Source organism: Bradyrhizobium sp. AUGA SZCCT0105, from assembly GCF_018129565.1.
Classification (GTDB): Bacteria; Pseudomonadota; Alphaproteobacteria; order Rhizobiales; family Xanthobacteraceae; genus Bradyrhizobium.
Genome location: NZ_JAFCMK010000005.1, coordinates 236,172 through 252,096, shown reverse-complemented (window position 1 = coordinate 252,096; position 15,925 = coordinate 236,172). Strand labels below are relative to the sequence as shown.

Below are 15,925 nucleotides of genomic sequence, written 5' to 3'. Positions count from 1 at the left end.
CAAGCCGCAGCCGGATGAGACAAGCCTCGTAGCTGCCGAGTGAGCGCGTCGCCTTGCGATGCAACAAGGCTGCAATGTCAGGAGCAGTCCGCACGGCTGCGCACGCTAAGTGTTTGCCGGCGGCCTCCAGCTGCTCAATACGCTGTCGAGCGTGCGCATCCAGTCTCCGCTATCGGTCTTGTCGGCAAGACCGTCCGCCCGAAGCAGATCCCGCAACTGCGCGTGCGCGCCGACGATGCAGAACGTGATTCCACGCGATGCGAGTTCCTGGTGAAGATCGTGCAGCATGCGCGACCCCGCCAGGTCGATGAATGGCGAGGCCGACAGATCACAGGCCACCAGCTTGATGTCGGGGGACGTCCGCAGTGTGGCCAGCACCGTCTCGAAGACTGTCTCGGAATTGACATAAAGGAGAGAAGTTTCCGGGCGAAACGCGATGATCCCGGTCAAGGGCTCCACATCGTCGTGCCGCGCCCGGTCGGAATAGCGGCCGCTGCCAGGCAGACGGCCAAGAAACGCGATATTCGGCTGGGACGCGCGCAACAGCAGCAGGAAGATCGAGGCGACGGCGGCCAGCAGCACGCCCTGCAGGATCCCGAGGAACAGCACGGAGACAAGCGCGATGACCGCGGCATAGAAATCGATGCGGCTGATCCGCCACATTGTTGCGAGCGCCGGAATATCGACCAGTTTGTAGACCGCGGAAAAGACGATCGCAGCAAGCACGGTCTTCGGCAGATTGGTCAAGAGACCCGTGAAAAACAGCAGGCAGAGGGCGAGGGTCGCGGAGCAGAACACGAGTGCGAGAGGCGTCCGCGCGCCGGCTGCGTCATTGACGGCCGACTGCGACAGGCCGCCCGCGACGGGGTAACCATGCCCAAGGGCCGCCGCGAGGTTGGCCGCGCCGAGTCCCAAAAACTCCTGCCGGACGTCCAACGGGTAGCCATGCTTGGCCGCGAAGGCTCGCGCGGCGGACACGCCTTCCACGTAAGCCAGCACAAGGCATCCGGCGGCGATGGGAAACAGATCGTCAAATTCGAGCAAGCCGAACGTCGGCAGCGCAAGGCTCGGCAACCCGGTCGGGATTTTTCCGGTCACCGGCAATCCCATTTCTGCAAGCCCGAGCAGGGAGACGGTCAGGATCGACAGCGCGACCACTGCCAACCCAACGGGCTTGCCGGGCAGCCTGCGTTCGCCGAGCAGGAGCAGCACGGTCGCAGCTACACCAATGCCGAGCACCAGCGGCCTCGTATCGCCCAACTGGCCGGCAAGCTTGATCGCGCGGTCGAAAAAATTGTGACCGCCGCCAGCCACGCCGAACAGGCTCGGCAGCTGGCTCATGATAATGGTGAGCCCCGCTCCGGCCTTGAAGCCTACAAGGATGCTGTCGCTGATCAACCGCACCAGCAGGCTGAGCTTGAACAGCCACGCCATCAGGCAGAGCAGCGCGACGCTGAAGGCAACGACGCTGACGATCTGCCCGTAGCGTGTGGCATCGCCGCCGGCCAATAGGCCGACGGCGCCGGCGATCATCAGCGAGATCGCTGAGGTCGGACCGACCGCGAGTTGCCGGGATGAGCCCAACAACGCATACCCAACACCGCCAAGCAGATAGCCGTAGATGCCGACCTGCGGCGGCAGCCCGGCGAGCCCCGCATAGGCCAGCGACACCGGTATGGCATAGGCCGCCAGCGTGACCCCGGCGATTGCGTCTGCGCCAAGCCAGGATGCGCGATAATCGGCGAGCCAGATCGCCGGCGGGAACCGGCGCATCCAACTCATCTCTCCTTGGATCGACATCAAGCCCGCCGTATGAAGCCGCAATGGCTGGATGTGGTTGCGCCGGCGGACGCGATGCTCGTTGACTCAGATCAAGCCTCGCTGCCCGCAATGTGCTTCTCACCTAGCTCGGCTCGATTAGCGTGACCTGCACATTTGCCGGACGACCGCTGGAGCGCATGGCATGGGTCAGCACCGCTTACGGATCCTCGTAACCGCAGCCCTTCTGGTGCTTGGCCTGACCGCTCCAGCACGCGCCGATGATCAAGGCCCATCCCAGCGCATCCAGGAAGAGATCTGGGCGTTGCCACTCCCGCTACCAATGTTCGCTTACCTGGTCCGCCCCGTGGGCGACGGCCCTTTCCCGCTGCTCATCATGAACCACGGTGTGTCGCTGAACGCCAGGGATCGCAGTTTCTTCCCGTTGGTAGAGTTTCGCGACGCCGCAATGTGGTTTGCGCGGCGCGGCTATCTCGTGGTCGCACCGGTCGGCACCGGCTATGGCGCGGCGGCCATCGATATTCCCGAACGCGGTCTCTACGGCCCGTTCTTCTCCAAGATCGGGAAATGCACCAATCCGAATTTCCTCGATCCGGGTCTCGCCGTCGCGCAGGTCGATCTCTGGATCATCGACTACGTGGCAGCCGAAAAGCTCATCGTACCGAAAGACGTCATCGTCGTCGGACAGTCGGCCGGCGGCTGGGCTGCCATCGCGCTGTCGAGCCTCAATCCGCCGCAAGTCAAGGCCATCATCACCTTCGCAGCCGGCCGCGGCGGCAGGGTCGATGGCAAGCCCAACAACAACTGCAATCCTGACAAGCTTGTCGAAGCGACCGGCTTCTTTGGCCATACGTCACGCGTGCCCATGCTGTGGCTCTACATCGAGAACGACACCTTCTTCGGGCCGGCCCTGTCGAAGCGGATGTATGAGGCGTTCATGGGCGCCGGCGGCCGAGCCGAGTACCACCTATTGCCGCCGTTCGGCGACGAAGGGCATTTCCTGATCGGCTCTCCCGATGCCATTCCCATCTGGTCGCCATTGGTCGAACGATTTCTGGACAAGGTGCGCTAGGCGCACTCTCGCTGGAGGAGTGTCCATGGTCCGATATGGTGCCTTGTATACTACCTTGGCGACGTTGGCGCTGGTAGCAGCCAGCATCGGTGCTGCCCACAGTCAGCAGACCTCCACGCCGCCGCCCGCGGTGAAGGACGGTGGCGAGGTCGCCTCTCGAGGATCACACGTGGCGCGAGACGTCAAATTTGGCGATTGGCGCAAGCTTTGTTTCAATGCGGCCGGCGCCAGGACATTATGCCGGACCACGATCACCGGGACCTTCGGGACCGGCCAGACAGCCGTTCGCATCGACCTGATCGAGCGTGAAGACGGGACCTCCCGCATCCAGCTATTCCTGCCGGTCGGCATGTACCTGCAAGCCGGCGTCAAGCTGTCGGTCGACCAGCAGCAGGTCCACCGCCTGCCCTACACCTGGTGCGTGAGCAACATGTGCATCGCAGCCGATGTTGCCGATCCCAAGCTGATCGAGGAAATGGATGGCGGACAGGCGCTCTCGGTCGACGTCGTCGACACCAGCATTCTGACGGTGACGACATCGGTCCCGCTCGACCGCTTTGCGGTCGTCCGCAACGGAGCACCCGCGCTGACGCTCGATCAAGCCATCGACGAATGATCCAGACCCGCGATCGCTGCGCCAGCCAACAATTGTTCGATCGGCTGCATCAGCGACTTTGCCGTGAACGGCTTGGTCAGATAGGCCACGCATCCCGATGCCATCGCGGCCATTCGTGTCGCCGGGTTGTCATTTCCGGTGATGTAGATGACGGGGACTTCGATGCCTTGATCCGCCAGGCGATGACGCAGTTCGATCCCTGAACCATCGCTGAGATTGATGTCCAGGATCAGACACAGCGCGCAATCGAAGCCGCCATCCATCAGCAAGGCATTTCCGGTCTCGAACAATCTGGATGCAAATCCATATTCTCGAAGCAGCCGTCCGATTCCCCGGAGCATGGAGGGGTTATCGTCCACAACGAAAACAATTCTCGGGATCGGCAAATTTTGAAGCCTCCACCTCGGCGCCGCGATCCAATGCCCATGTCCCGATGCAGCACACTTAGCCTCCATCGGCGCGCGACACCGTCGCGGGCACTATTGGAGATAAACGCCGTCACAGAGCTTTCATATTGTACCATGGGACAGGACGGCCGCAGCCGCGCCGGCGGCGGGTCACCCCTTGACCTCGCCATCAAGCTCGCGCGCGCCGAGCCGCTCGGCGATCGAGACCAGCTCGGCAAGCGACTGCACCTGCATCTTCTCCATGACCTGGTGACGATGCGCCTTGATCGTGCGTTCCGTCGTGCCGAGTTCATGGGCGATCTGCTTGTTGATCCGACCGCGCACAATCAGATCGAATACCTGCCGCTCGCGCGGGGTCAACCTTGCCAGCAGCGCGCGGAGTGAGTCGAGCTTGGTTCGTTGGCCGCGGGCCAACTTGTGCTGCGCGACAGCGCGATTGATTGCCTCGATCAGTTGCTCCGACGCGATCGGCTTGGTCAGGAAATCCTCGGCTCCGGCCTTGATCGCCTGCACGGTCGTCGCCGTGTCGGCATGTCCAGTGAGGAATACGATCGGAAGCGTCGACTCCAGCTCGTTGAGGCGCATCTGCAGCTCCGGACCACTCATTCCGGGAATACGCACGTCCAGCACGATACAGCCGGCATCCTCGTCGCCAGGCAATTGATCAAGCAGTTGCCGGGCCGATGCATAGGTCGCAACACGGTAGCCGGCGAGCTTGAGCCTGCGCTCAAGTGCTGTGCGAAACGAGGCGTCGTCGTCGACAATATGCACGTAAGCGTGCATTACCCTCTCTCCTACACATCCGACGACAAAAGACTGCGTCGCTAAGTTAGCACTGCCTCCTGCTAAAGTAAGAGCCCAAACGCGCTATGCCGCCAGCGGCAATGACAGATGGAAAGCCGCTCCGCCGCCAGACTGGTTCTCAGCCCAGATCTGACCACTATGCGCCAGAACGATCGTCCGCGCGATAGACAGTCCAATGCCCATTCCCTGCTCCTTTGTGGTGAAGAACGGATCGAAAATCTCGTTCAGCCTGTCCGTGGGAATTCCCGGACCGGAATCGCAGATCGAAATCACGGCCGACGCCCCTCCGTTGACTTCGGTACGACCGATGATCGTGCGTCCGTAGGGCATCTTTCCCATCGCGTCCATGCTATTGACCACGAGGTTGAGAATGACCTGCTGCAACTGGACCGGGTCTCCTTTCACCCGCAGGGTCTGCGGCGATGTCTGCAGGTAGATTGCGACGTTGCGTGCCGACGCTTGCAGCTTGAGGAAGTCGAATGCTTCCCGCATGATCTGGTTTAGGTCGATCTCGGTCTTCTCGAATGGCGCACGCTTCAGCAGGCTGCGCATCCGGCGGATCACCTCGCTCGCACGCAGATCATCGCGCTTAATATCGGAAATGATTTCCCGCACCTCCTGAAGGTCGGGCGTCGGCGAGCCGAGGATCAACTCCGCCGTCTCGGCATTGGTCAGGATCGAGCCTAGCGGCTGGTTGAGCTCATGGGCGATCGAGGACGACAGCTCTCCGGCGGTAGCCTGCCGATTGCTGTGGGCAAGCTGGGACAGGCGATTGCGGGCCTCAACTTCGGCCTTTCGTCGCATGTACCGCTCGTGCAGCAGGAACGCAATCAGCACGGTCTGAAACAGCAACGCCGCACTGAACGCAACCGCTCGCCAGCGATATTTTTCGAGGAAGGTCGGCTCTCGGAAGCGGATTTCGCTGCCTTGCGGCAGACTGGCTTCGCTGACATTCCAGCGTTGCATCTGCTGCCAATTGAAGATCGGCTTCACGGCATCGATGACCGACGGCGGCAGATTTTCCGGCGCTTCTCCATCCAGGATCCGCAGCGCCCTTTGTGCTGCCTCGGCACCGATCAAGGACGGGACGACAACGAATCCGCCGATCCCGCCCGGCTTGAGGAACGTCTCCGCCCCAACGACAATGGGACGATTTGCCTTGGCCGCGACAAACGCGAGGGCATCTGAGGGCGGATAATAGTTGCCTTTGCCGTCGCTATAGAGCCCTGTGTGTATGATCGCGCTGCGGTCGGGTAACGCGCCCACCTGCTCGATGACATCGGGCATCGGACGTCCGATGATCTCTATCAGATCGAGGCCCGGAAGGTCGGCCGCGGCATGGTCCTTCCAATTGCGAAACAGAACTTGCCGATCCCATTCGGCACCAACAAGCACGACCGTCTTGAGGTCTGGCACCACGGCGCGGGCGGCCCGGACGGCATCCTTGAGCTTCAAGGTCACGATCCCGCCGGTGACATAGGCCGGCGGCCGCAATCGCTTGAAATCGTTCTCTTCGACCATCGCAAACACGATTGGCGCGTTGGGCCAAAGTTGCGAGCGCCAGCGGAGCGCGAGCTCGAGCGCAGCCGCTCCAACGGAGACCACGACACCGATCGGTCGATCGCGATATTTGGCCTCGAGGAAGCGCCGAAAGCCATCCTGATAGGCTTCACCGCCGAAGCGATTGAGATCGAGGCTTTCCGTGTAGATTGTCGTCGAAGCGTGACCGTGCGCGCTCACGGCATCCCTCAGTCCAACGAAGACCTGGTAGTAGAACGGGCCGCGCCGATCGGACTGGTCCAGCACCAGCATGGAATGTGGACGCATCTCTTGCGCCCGGAGACCAGCCGGCGATAGCAAGCTAGCCAGCAAAATGATCAGTCCAGAGAGCCGAATTGCGTTGCTCATAGCGCTCGGAGCCGGAGATCAACGGGTTCACGAAAGCTAACACGGTTATCGCTGCAAATGCTGAAAACTAATGCGGGACTTGCGTACCAATTGCGAACAAGTTTTCGCATTCCGCGTACCCTGTCCTTTGGGACAATGGCCTCAAGACCAATAGAGGCTGGCCGGGCCGTGTCGTAGTCATTGCATGCGGACAAGCATTTTCGAGCCGCTGCGGACACCGCAAGACCGTAGTGAAAAGAGTTGGTCCATGTTCGCTCGCGTCAACGTCAGACCGGCCAATGTACCGAGCATCATGGGTGGGCTGACCGCCCATCCTACCAACTTCATCACCAGCGAATTCCACTACAGAAGGGGCGCCGAGATCTACGGCGAGAAGGAGCCCGCGGAGTACGTCTACCAGGTCGTTTCTGGGGCTGTCCGCAGCTACAAGCTCCTCTCCGACGGACGACGCCAGATCGGTGCTTTTCACCTCGTCGGAGACATTTTCGGTCTTGAGAATGCCGACACCCATCGCTTCACTGCCGAAGCCATTGTCGACACAAATGTGCGCTTGATCAAGCGAATGAGTCTCGAGCGGGTTGCCCATTCTGATTCAGATCTGGCTCACAACCTGCTGATCATGACCACCAGCAACCTGCAGCATGCGGAAGATCACATGCTGCTGCTAGGCCGCAAGACCGCATTGGAGCGGGTGGCCGCGTTTCTGCTCGAAATGGATCGCCGGCTGGCCGGCGTCGGCGTCGTCGCCCTTCCGATGTGCCGGCGCGATATCGCCGACTACCTCGGACTGACCCTCGAGACCGTATCGCGTGCGCTATCCAAGCTGCACGCCTACGGAACTCTCAACTTCCTGGGCTCAAACCAGCGCGAAATCATGCTGGTTGACCGCGGCAAACTGGCCCAACTCGACAATTGAGCGCGACATCACGGGGATTTCGCGAGCGCGGCCTGGCGCTCGATCGTCTTCTGCAGCACTTCGAACAGGACCGCAGTCGACCAGCCGAACATCAGAATGCCGTTCATGGCCGCCATCGGTCCAATCAGCTGCCACTCCTTGACCGGAATGACGTCGCCGTAGCCAAGCGTTGTGTAGTTCACAAAGGCGAAATAGAGCAGATCGCTGCCCACTGGCGCTGCACCAGCCGCGTGATAGGCCAGCGACCAGACCACGATCTCCAACGTGTGAGCTACCATCAGGATCAGCGCAGTCGCCACCATCACGCCGCTGAGCTGCAACCCAAACCGGCCGGTGGCGCTCAGAGTGAGGTTCCGCAGCAGTCCGATCACCCCGACGGTGAACAACGAATGAAGCACGATATTGGTCGCGCTTACCGCCGATCCCACGATGAGCTGAAATAGCATCACTGCTGTCCTGCCAGCCTGACACGGTCGTCCCCGATCCATGCCGTGATCAACTCCCATGCAACTGCGAGAATGATCGGTCCGATGAACAGGCCCACGATCCCGTGGGCGAGCGTCCCGCCGATCACGCCGACGAAGATAACGAGGGCCGGCGTGGTCAGGCCCCGCCCCATGACCAGCGGCTTCAGCACATTGTCGAGGACGCCGACGACCAGGAAGAACAACGTCAAAGCAAGCGCCGTCGTGAAGTCTTTGGCCGACCAGAGCCAGATGATGACGGGAAACAGGACGATGGCCGCCCCAATCTGCACGATCGCCAACAGCATCACGACAAACGCCAGCAGGCCCGCATTCGGAATTCCGGCGAGCTTGAACCCGATGCCGGCCAGCAGCGACTGCAGGACGGCGACGCCGATAACGCCCTGGGAGACTGCCCGAATGGTCGCGCCAGCCAGGTCAAGAAAGTGCTCGCTTTGCTCCGGCACGATGCGGGACAGGAAGCCCCTGCATGCCGCGGCAAGCTGCCGGCCGTGGGGAAACAGGAACCCGGCCAGCACGACCGCCAGCAGAAACTTCAGCATCCCGACGCCGGCATTGCTCGCAAACGCAAACAGGATCCCGGCCAGCGGCTTCAGATGCGGCACGACCTCGCGCAGCACGGCGCGCAGATTGGTCGACGCCCGATCCCAGAGGTCATAGAGCGGGCCGCCGATCAGTGGCCATTCCTTGATCCCCGGCATCGGCGATGGCACGACGACGTTGCCGGCGCTCAGTTGTTCGGCGAGCTCCCTCACCCCCTCCACTGCCCCAATCCCGAGCCAGGCCGCCGGTCCGATGACGATTCCCAATGCGATCAAGGTGAGGACCAGGGCCGCGATGCCTGCACGGCCCCCGAGCATCCCTGTGAGCCAGTTGAACACCGGATAGAGCGCGACCGCGAGCACAACGCTCCAGGCCAGGATCGGCACGAACGGGCGGACCAGGACGAACGACCAGTAGATCAGCAGCGCAAGCAATCCGAGGCGAATTGCGAGCTGGATGAACTCGTCTCCGGCCACGAGTTGGCGAAGGGTTCTCAAGAGCGTGCTTTCGATTGGGCGTCAGCAGGCAGATGGGAAGCGGTGGCATCGCCTCGGCACACGCTGCTTGATCCAGATCAAGCGTCGGATGGCGCCGGCTGACAGGCTCCGCATGATTCGGAATTTGATCATGACCTTGCCTGCCGTTTCGATCACAGCCGCGCATGTCACCCTGATGTGGAGGACGCCATGAAGAACACCAAAACCTTGCTGGCCTTGACCCTGCTTGCGAGCGCGGTCGCCATTGGCGGAGGCCGGGCGGCCCCACTACCGACCAACATCGCCGCCATGAAAGGCGTGGTCGACAACAGCGCGGTTGAGGTCCGTTGGGGCGGCTGGGGTGGTGGCTGGCGCGGCGGCTGGGGCTATCGCGGTTGGAGAGGAGGTTACGGCGGCTGGGGTTATCGAGGATGGGGCGCCGCCGCTGCCGGTGCGATCGTTGGCGGAGCCATCGCGAGCGCGGCCTATGGCGGATATCCCTACTATGGCGCCGGATACGGCTATGGCTATGGCTCCGGATACGGCTATTGCCCGCCTGGCGCAGGTTACGGCTACTATGCCCAGCCGCGGTATTATGGTTGGTAGGTCGGCCGTTGGGCGCCTGGCTCGCTCGCGGCGAAGTCACCGGAGGCCGAGCAACGAACGCCGATAGCCGCTATCGCGGGCTTCGTTCCTGCACACGAAACTGCCGTCGAAGCCCCTGCCGTAGCGGCTCTGTCCCTTGAGGAAGTAGCGTCCGCGGTGGAGATCGAGCCAGACGACGGTATCGCCAGGACAATGCCGCTGAGCCTGGTCCTGATGACGGAACGACGTCAGCGGCAGCGCAACCGTTTGCTGTGCACAACAGAACAGGACAATCGTGGCGGATGCCCCGATCCCTACCCTTGGCGCGGGATGGTCTCGCCGTCCGGTCGAATTTGCAACTATTTTGAAGCGCATTCATTGCCGCCCGGGCTGGGGCCTCCGGTTGCAGGCGCCGAACTCGTCGCCGGCATCAGTTCGCTCGGCTTCGGATGAGAGGCTCGCTCAAAGCGACAGCAATCCGAAGGCAAGCGCGACAGTCGACAGCATCCCGGCCGTCATAACGGTTATCCTAAATGCAAAATCGCCGTCGATCGCTTCAAGCGAACGATGCAGCCAATTGCGCGCGCCGGCCGCCTCTCTCGCTCGAAGCACTCGCCGAAATATGTCGCTGCCGTTCCCCATGCTGGTCATGGTAGATCACGGAAAAACCGAATGACCAGTGCAGCTTGTGCCAGACAATCGAAATGACCTGCGACAAGCTGGCTCACCCAATCGGACTAGATTGCCCGGTTGACCACGTGACCCCATGAGTGACGAATGCCTGGGCAGCGCTATCCGCGACAGCTCTCGCGCTGGAGGCTGACAAAGTTCCGATCACGTGGAGAGCTCAGCGCCTCGCCGCTCCGCCCTTCCCGGTTGCCGCTTCGTAGGCATCGCGGTAGCCCCTGGCGATGGTCCGGACGCCGCGTCCGATATCGTCGTAGACATCGTCAGACAGGTTCGCGAGCGAAACACGAAGCGACCATTCCGGAGCATCGAAGCCACCTCCGTTCAACAGCACGATCCCGTGGGCCTCGGCCAGCCTGAACGCAAGGTCCAGCGGGTGTACATTCTTCTTCAGGTGTTCGACGGCATCGTCGCCGATGTTCTTTCGGGCCCAGAACTCGAAATCGATAAGGGCATAGTAGGCATCGTAGTTCGGGTTCGGGGTCAGCTTGTCGGCGAGCCCCAGCCCGTCGAGCAGCGACCACAGGCGCTTGTTGACGATTTCCATGCAGGCGGCCTGGTAGGCCTTTTTCACGTCCAGCATCTCCGCCAGCGAGAAGAGGCTCATCATCACCTGCTGCGGCAACGACAATCCCGCGGTGTGATTGAGCGCCACATCGCGGCTGTCGGCGACGATGCGGTCGATCAGCTTGAGCTTGCGCGGCTCGAGCGTGAGCGGCCCGTAACGCTTGTCGAGCGCCTTGACGGCTTCGTCCGGGAGCTTGGCGATCTTCTTGTCGAAGATATTGTCTTCGTGGATGGCGATGGCCCCGAGCCGCCATCCCGTGCAGCCGAAATACTTCGAATAGGAGTAAACGCCAATGGTGTTGCGCGGCAGCTCGCCGAGCAGCGAACGGAAGTTGTGCACGAAGGTTCCGTAGACGTCGTCGGTGAGGATCATCAGGTCGGGGCGCTTGGTCTTGACCAAATTGGCCAACTTGGCAACCGTCTCCTTGCTCAGCGCCATCCCCGGGGGATTGGACGGATTGACGACGAAGAAGGCCTTAACTTTCGGATCCTCCAGCTTCTTGATTTCCTCGTCGGTGAACTGGAACTTGTTTTCCTGCGGAGCCCTGATCTGAACGACCTTCAGATCGTAATCTTCCAGGTGCGTCATCTCGATGTAGGGCGTGAAAATCGGCGTCGCCAGCGCGATCGTATCACCTGGCACCAGCAGCCGATTGGCCTTCAGCGACTTGAAGAGGTAACACATCGCCGCGGTGCCGCCCTCGACCGCATAGATGTCGAATTTTCCAGCCGGCCGGGGCTCGCCGCAGACGGCCCACATCAGATATTCGTGTACGATCTTTTCGTTGTGCACCAGCATGCGATCCGGCACCGGGTAATTGTCGCCGATGATCGAATCGACCAGCTCGTGAACGAAGGCGTCGGGATCGAAGCCGAATTTCTTGACCGCAAAGGGCAGCATCTCGGTCAGGAAGCTCGCACCGGGCATATCCTTGTGCTGTGCGAGCCAGGCCTCGAAACGCCCGGCAATGCCCTTTGCCTGAGGCATGCCGCCGATGCCCGCCGGGTGCTCCAACACCCGCTTGCTCTCGGTGATGGCGAATTGTCCCAGCAGGAAGAAGCCTTCACGCGGCGTCGTGGCCACCCAGTTGGGATTGCCCCGCCCGGCATTCAGGAAGGGCATCTGGCTCCGCTTCGAATTGCTCTTCGCGAGGTTGATCAGCTCGTCCTTGATCTCGAAGGGGCTCAACGCCTCAAATTTCTTTAAGGTCAGAAGATCGGCCATTTGACACTCCCGGGGCGATGCAAGCTGTTGATGGAGGCGGACGGGCTGTTCGCCTGCGCAATCGCGGTCAGCATGATCGGCCGCCGGTGACCGAGCTTGATCTATGTCAACGGTCCTGTGCCGGCGATGCAGTCGCAGCGGCCGCGTCACGATGCAATGTGCGAACCGCGCGTGAGCTGCAGGCAAGACGATGAAACAGCGAGGGCTCTCGCAGTTGCGCTTGACATAGATCAACATCCTTCTCACCGGCCGCCGCCTGATGTCGATCAATACGGTCGCCTCGCCCTCCTTAGGCCCCGGGACAGCATGAACGGGTGACATCATGATCGATTGGCTCTTCCAGACGCTCCGCACCTATCCCGAAATCGCGATCTTCCTCTCTCTGGCCCTGGGCTACTATTTCGGATCGTTCACCTACAAGGGCCTTGGTCTCGGCGCGGTCACCGCGACACTGGTCGCCGCGGTCATCATCGGCCAGATCGGAATCACCATTTCAGGCCCGCTCAAGCCGTTTTTCTTCCTTATGTTCCTGTTCGCGATCGGTTATGGCGTCGGACCGCAGTTCGTGCGCGGCATCGCGCAGGACGGCGTTCCGCAGGCGATTTTCGCGGCCGTGGTCTGCGTGTTCTGTCTTCTCTCGGCGTATTTCGGCGCGAAGGTCGCCGGCTACGACGTCGGGTCGGCCATCGGGCTCTATGCTGGCTCGCAGACGATTTCGGCGTCGATGGGGCTCGCGACCGACGCCATCAATCGCCTCGGTCTGCCCGCAGACGAAGCCAAGAAACTGCTCGATGCGATGCCGGTCGCCTATGCCGTGACCTATATTTTCGGCACGGTCGGGTCGGCGATCGTCCTCGCCCTGCTAGGCCCTGCGCTGCTCGGTATCGATCTCGAGGCCGCTTGCAAGAGATATGAGGAGGAGCATGGCGGCAAAAAGGAGCTGGGTGGCCCCGGAACGGCCTGGCACCAGTTCGATTTGCGCGCCTACCGCGTTCGCGAGCGTGGGCCTGTCGTCGGTAAGACGGTCGAGCAGGCCGAGTCACTGATTCCCGATCATCGCGTCTTCGTCCTGCGGCTTCGGCAAAGTGGAAAGATCGCGGAGGCAACTTCCGACACGGTGATTCACGCCGGCGATGTCGTCGCCGTCGCCGGCCGCCGCGATGTGCTCGTGCAGCTGATCGGCGAGCAGGCGGAGGAAGTCGACGATCGCGAGCTGCTGGCGGTACCGATCGAGGGCGTCGACGTCTACGTGACCAGCAAGGACGTCGATGGCAAGACGCTGGAGCAACTGGCGAAAGAACCGGGCGCTCGCGGCGTGTTCCTGCGCAAGATCGCCCGGGGCGCGATCGCGACCGAGATCCCGATCCTGCCGAACACGAAGATCAATCGGGGCGACATCGTCACCCTGGTGGGCCGCACGTCCGATGTCGCGGCCACCACAAAGATGCTGGGCCGGCCGGATCGTGCGACCGACATTGCCGACGTCGCGTTCATCGGCGCAGCCATTGCGATCGGCGCCCTGGTCGGCGCCTTCGTCTACAAGATCGGAAGCGTGCCGCTCACTTTGTCCACGTCCGGCGGCGCGCTGATCTCCGGCCTGTTCTTCGGCTGGCTCCGATCCGTGCACCCGACTTTCGGCCGCATCCCGTCACCCACCGTGTGGTTCATGAACTCGGTCGGCCTGAACGTCTTCATTGCCGTGGTCGGCATCTCCTCGGGACCGGGATTTGTCGCCGGGTTGCAAAAGCTCGGCTTCAGCCTGTTCCTCTGGGGCGTCGTCGTGACCACCGTGCCGCTGATCCTCGCGATGTTCGTCGGCAAATACCTGTTCCGTTTCCACGACGCGATCCTGCTCGGATGCTGCTCCGGCGCGCGCACGACCACCGCATCGCTCGGCATGATCAACGACCGCGCGAAAAGCCAGATACCCGGCCTCGGCTATACCGTCACTTACGCGGTCGGAAACACGCTGCTGACGATCTGGGGCATGGTGCTGGTTATGATGATGACTTAGCCGTGGTCCGGGAAAATGTTGATCTGGCTGCAGCAGTTTCTGGTCCGCTATCCGGAGCTGGCGCTGTTCCTGGTGATCGCGGCCGGCTACTGGATAGGAAGCTTCAGGATCGGCGCCTTCAGCCTTGGCCCGGTGACGGGCGCGCTGTTCGCGGGCCTCGCGGTCGGCGATTTCGCGCACGTCCCCGTGTCCAGCATGACCAAGTCGTTCCTGTTCCTGCTGTTCCTGTTCGGGGTGGGCTACTCGGTCGGTCCGCAATTCGTGCTGGCGATGAAGCGCGACGGGCTGAAGCCGGTGCTGATGGCCGTTGTCGTCAGCCTCACTGGTCTTGCGGCGGCGATCGTCGTGGCGCGCGTGCTGCGACTCGACCCCGGCTTTGCGGCCGGACTGCTATCTGGTGCACTCAGCCAGAGCGCTGCAATGGGTACGGCGACCGACGCAGTCAATTCGCTACCCGTGTCCGAAGCGCAGCGTGCGCTGTTCGTTTCACACATCGCGGTGGCCGATGCGGTCTGCTACATCTTCGGCTATGCCGGCGTGATCACATTCTGCACGATTGTCGTTCCGGCGCTGCTGAAATTCGACCTGAAGACGGAAGCGCTCAAGCTGGAGCAGGCACTGGGGATCACGCGCGCCAAGCCCGGCTTGGCGTCCGCCTGGCGCAAGTTCGAAATGCGTGCCTACCGGCTGGATGATCACGCGGCGATCGTCGGATTGACGGTTGCGGCCGCCGAAGCACGGGTGCCCGAGCAGCGCGTGTTCGTCCACCGCATTCGCCGCGGAGAGCGCATCCTCGAGGCGGAGCCTGGAACCATACTCGCGGCCGGCGACGTTGTCGCGCTGTCCGCTCCGCGCCAAACCGTCGTGGAGCTGATCGGACCGCGCGGCCAGGAGGTGGAAGACCGGGAGCTGCTCGATATCCCGCTGGTCGCGGCCGACGTGTTCCTGATCAACCCGAAGCTCGCGGGCAGCAGTCTCCAGCAGGCGTCGGAGCAGAGCTGGGCACGCGGCCTCTATCTGCGCTCGGTGAGCCGGGGTGGCGAGGCACTTCCCATTGCCGCCGGCGTCGTCCTGCAGCGCGGCGATCTGCTTCGCATCGTGGGTCCTGAAGCGGTGGTGCAGAATGCGGCCAACAGCATCGGCGTCATCGTCGCGCCGAGCACCAGCATCGATTTCGTCGTGCTGGGGCTCGCGATCTTCCTCGGCGGCCTCGTCGGCGTTCTCCTGAGCTTTTCCGTTGGCGGCGTCACGATCTCGCTGAGCACCAGCGTGGGCACCCTGCTCGCCGGACTTCTGGTCGGCTATCTCCGCACCCGCCTGCCGTATTTCGGCCGGATCCCTGACGGCGCCGTCAGCCTGATGACGTCGCTCGGACTGGCGGCCTTTGTCGGCCTGACCGGGATTCATGCCGGACCGATCTTCCTTTCCGCCATCCGGGAGTCGGGCATCGGCCTGCTTCTGGGTGGCATGATCGTCACCCTATTGCCGCAGATCGTCGGCTTCTGCTTTGGCCATTTCGTGCTGCGCATGAATTCCATCCTCCTGCTCGGTGCATTGACTGGGGCACAGACGGTCACGGCAGCGATGGCCGCCATTCAGGAACGCTCGGGCAGCTCCGTGGTGGTGCTCGGCTATACGCCTGCCTATCCGATTTCGAATATACTGTTGACGACCTGGGGATCGATCATGGTGGTCGTCGTCGCTGGATGAACCGGCGGGCGCGTAGGTCGCCGTGGCGAAAGCGCTGTGCCAGCTTCGGGGAGACAGCGCCTAGTCGCGGGCGTTGCCGTACCACATGCGCCGTAACGCCGAAACGGGCGGCGATTTCCTCCGCGCCGAAC

At 62.3% G+C, this 15,925-nt stretch carries 16 protein-coding genes; 7 read left to right on the top strand and 9 right to left on the bottom strand.

Annotation, left to right across the window (positions count from 1 at the left end; genetic code table 11):
* Positions 1-105 precede the first annotated feature (105 nt).
* Entirely contained in the window at positions 106-1,800 is a 1,695-nt protein-coding gene (locus tag JQ573_RS24250) for a SulP family inorganic anion transporter (protein WP_212315971.1), read from the bottom strand.
* 163 nt (positions 1,801-1,963) lie between these two features.
* On the opposite strand from JQ573_RS24250, the gene JQ573_RS24245 reads away from it, so the two are divergent.
* The gene (locus JQ573_RS24245; RefSeq protein ID WP_212315973.1) at positions 1,964-2,851 is read left to right on the top strand and encodes a S9 family peptidase; all 888 of its coding nucleotides are present in this window, start codon (positions 1,964-1,966) and stop codon (positions 2,849-2,851) included.
* 169 nt (positions 2,852-3,020) lie between these two features.
* A complete protein-coding gene (locus tag JQ573_RS24240; RefSeq protein WP_312011609.1) occupies positions 3,021-3,467 on the top strand; it encodes an invasion associated locus B family protein in 447 nt (148 codons plus the stop codon).
* On the opposite strand, the gene JQ573_RS24235 is transcribed toward JQ573_RS24240, so the two are convergent.
* The 3 genes from JQ573_RS24235 to JQ573_RS24225 form a co-directional block, all read right to left on the bottom strand.
* Positions 3,449-3,922 (bottom strand): response regulator, encoded by a 474-nt coding sequence (locus JQ573_RS24235; protein ID WP_312011608.1) that lies wholly within the window; start codon positions 3,920-3,922, stop codon positions 3,449-3,451. The genes JQ573_RS24240 and JQ573_RS24235 overlap by 19 nt on opposite strands.
* Positions 3,923-4,024: 102 nt before the next feature.
* Positions 4,025-4,657, bottom strand: coding sequence for a response regulator transcription factor (locus tag JQ573_RS24230; protein WP_212315979.1), 633 nt, complete (start codon positions 4,655-4,657; stop codon positions 4,025-4,027).
* Positions 4,658-4,741: 84 nt separating this feature from the next.
* Complete coding sequence (locus tag JQ573_RS24225; RefSeq protein ID WP_249132232.1) at positions 4,742-6,490, bottom strand: ABC transporter substrate binding protein; 1,749 nt, start codon at positions 6,488-6,490, stop codon at positions 4,742-4,744.
* 388 nt (positions 6,491-6,878) lie between these two features.
* On the opposite strand from JQ573_RS24225, the gene JQ573_RS24220 reads away from it, so the two are divergent.
* Complete coding sequence (locus JQ573_RS24220) at positions 6,879-7,502, top strand: helix-turn-helix domain-containing protein (protein WP_249132316.1); 624 nt, start codon at positions 6,879-6,881, stop codon at positions 7,500-7,502.
* An 8-nt stretch (positions 7,503-7,510) separates the two neighbouring features.
* Here JQ573_RS24220 and JQ573_RS24215 read toward each other — a convergent pair whose 3' ends face one another.
* Both JQ573_RS24215 and JQ573_RS24210 read right to left on the bottom strand, forming a co-directional pair.
* Positions 7,511-7,948 (bottom strand): potassium channel family protein, encoded by a 438-nt coding sequence (locus tag JQ573_RS24215; RefSeq protein ID WP_212315985.1) that lies wholly within the window; start codon positions 7,946-7,948, stop codon positions 7,511-7,513.
* Positions 7,948-9,027, bottom strand: coding sequence for an AI-2E family transporter (locus tag JQ573_RS24210; protein ID WP_212315987.1), 1,080 nt, complete (start codon positions 9,025-9,027; stop codon positions 7,948-7,950). The genes JQ573_RS24215 and JQ573_RS24210 overlap by 1 nt, the downstream gene beginning before the upstream one ends.
* Positions 9,028-9,216: 189 nt before the next feature.
* On the opposite strand from JQ573_RS24210, the gene JQ573_RS24205 reads away from it, so the two are divergent.
* Complete coding sequence (locus JQ573_RS24205; RefSeq protein WP_212315989.1) at positions 9,217-9,612, top strand: hypothetical protein; 396 nt, start codon at positions 9,217-9,219, stop codon at positions 9,610-9,612.
* 36 nt (positions 9,613-9,648) lie between these two features.
* Here JQ573_RS24205 and JQ573_RS40315 read toward each other — a convergent pair whose 3' ends face one another.
* Positions 9,649-9,879: a hypothetical protein gene (locus JQ573_RS40315; RefSeq protein WP_312011627.1), complete on the bottom strand. Its 231-nt coding sequence runs from the start codon at positions 9,877-9,879 to the stop codon at positions 9,649-9,651.
* Here JQ573_RS40315 and JQ573_RS40805 point away from each other — a divergent pair.
* Positions 9,769-10,044 carry a hypothetical protein gene (locus JQ573_RS40805; protein WP_212315991.1) on the top strand — a complete coding sequence of 92 codons (276 nt, stop codon included), beginning with the start codon at positions 9,769-9,771 and terminating at the stop codon, positions 10,042-10,044. The genes JQ573_RS40315 and JQ573_RS40805 overlap by 111 nt on opposite strands.
* A 9-nt stretch (positions 10,045-10,053) precedes the next feature.
* Here JQ573_RS40805 and JQ573_RS24195 read toward each other — a convergent pair whose 3' ends face one another.
* Together JQ573_RS24195 and aspD are read right to left on the bottom strand one after the other, a co-directional pair.
* Positions 10,054-10,242, bottom strand: coding sequence for a hypothetical protein (locus tag JQ573_RS24195; protein ID WP_212315993.1), 189 nt, complete (start codon positions 10,240-10,242; stop codon positions 10,054-10,056).
* A 196-nt stretch (positions 10,243-10,438) separates the two neighbouring features.
* Entirely contained in the window at positions 10,439-12,070 is a 1,632-nt protein-coding gene (gene aspD, locus JQ573_RS24190) for an aspartate 4-decarboxylase (protein WP_212315995.1), read from the bottom strand.
* 322 nt (positions 12,071-12,392) lie between these two features.
* Between aspD and aspT (JQ573_RS24185) the strand changes: the two genes are divergently transcribed.
* Complete coding sequence (aspT, locus tag JQ573_RS24185; RefSeq protein WP_212315997.1) at positions 12,393-14,084, top strand: aspartate-alanine antiporter; 1,692 nt, start codon at positions 12,393-12,395, stop codon at positions 14,082-14,084.
* Positions 14,085-14,099: 15 nt separating this feature from the next.
* A complete protein-coding gene (gene aspT, locus JQ573_RS24180) occupies positions 14,100-15,794 on the top strand; it encodes an aspartate-alanine antiporter (RefSeq protein ID WP_212315999.1) in 1,695 nt (564 codons plus the stop codon).
* Positions 15,795-15,925: the final 131 nt, after the last annotated feature.

Coding starts and splice junctions, on each gene's coding strand:
- JQ573_RS24250 (WP_212315971.1), bottom strand. CDS start 1,800: ATGTCGATCCAAGGAGAGATGAGTTGGATGCGCCGGTTCCCGCCGGCG.
- JQ573_RS24245 (WP_212315973.1), top strand. CDS start 1,964: ATGGGTCAGCACCGCTTACGGATCCTCGTAACCGCAGCCCTTCTGGTG.
- JQ573_RS24235 (WP_312011608.1), bottom strand. CDS start 3,922: ATGGAGGCTAAGTGTGCTGCATCGGGACATGGGCATTGGATCGCGGCG.
- JQ573_RS24230 (WP_212315979.1), bottom strand. CDS start 4,657: ATGCACGCTTACGTGCATATTGTCGACGACGACGCCTCGTTTCGCACA.
- JQ573_RS24225 (WP_249132232.1), bottom strand. CDS start 6,490: ATGCTGGTGCTGGACCAGTCCGATCGGCGCGGCCCGTTCTACTACCAG.
- JQ573_RS24220 (WP_249132316.1), top strand. CDS start 6,879: ATGGGTGGGCTGACCGCCCATCCTACCAACTTCATCACCAGCGAATTC.
- JQ573_RS24215 (WP_212315985.1), bottom strand. CDS start 7,948: ATGCTATTTCAGCTCATCGTGGGATCGGCGGTAAGCGCGACCAATATC.
- JQ573_RS24205 (WP_212315989.1), top strand. CDS start 9,217: ATGAAGAACACCAAAACCTTGCTGGCCTTGACCCTGCTTGCGAGCGCG.
- JQ573_RS24195 (WP_212315993.1), bottom strand. CDS start 10,242: ATGACCAGCATGGGGAACGGCAGCGACATATTTCGGCGAGTGCTTCGA.
- aspD (WP_212315995.1), bottom strand. CDS start 12,070: ATGGCCGATCTTCTGACCTTAAAGAAATTTGAGGCGTTGAGCCCCTTC.
- aspT (WP_212315997.1), top strand. CDS start 12,393: ATGATCGATTGGCTCTTCCAGACGCTCCGCACCTATCCCGAAATCGCG.
- aspT (WP_212315999.1), top strand. CDS start 14,100: ATGTTGATCTGGCTGCAGCAGTTTCTGGTCCGCTATCCGGAGCTGGCG.